General features: G+C 40.3%; 1 protein-coding gene. It reads left to right on the top strand.

Translation table 11 applies throughout. The annotated features are described in order from the left end of the window. Positions 1 to 559 (top strand): polysaccharide biosynthesis protein (locus R8O11_RS30260; protein ID WP_318195266.1); only part of this gene is annotated, 559 nt, incomplete at both ends.

Raw genomic sequence — 559 nt, forward strand, 5'->3', positions numbered from 1 at the left:
TGAAGTTGAATTGTCAAAGATTGTCTCTGAATCTCGCTTTCTTGTCTTAGGTGGGGCAGGCTCTATTGGTCAAGCGGTCACGAAAGAGATTTTTAAACGAAACCCACAGAAACTTCATGTTGTTGATATTAGTGAAAACAATATGGTTGAGTTGGTTCGTGATATTCGTAGCTCTTTTGGTTACATTGATGGCGATTTTCAAACATTCGCATTGGATATTGGTTCCATTGAGTACGATACGTTTATCAAATCGGATGGTCAGTTTGACTACGTATTGAACTTATCAGCTCTTAAACATGTGCGCAGTGAAAAAGATCCATTCACACTCATGCGCATGATCGATGTGAACGTATTCAATACAGATAAGACAATTCAACAATCGATTGAATCTGGAGCGAAGAAATACTTCTGTGTATCGACAGATAAAGCTGCCAACCCCGTCAATATGATGGGCGCCTCTAAGCGTATTATGGAAATGTTCTTAATGCGCAAAAGTGAGCAAATGTCGATTTCAACCGCTCGCTTTGCCAATGTCGCATTTTCTGACGGCTCTTTACTG

The sequence above is a fragment of the Vibrio sp. 1288 genome, from assembly GCF_033344475.1.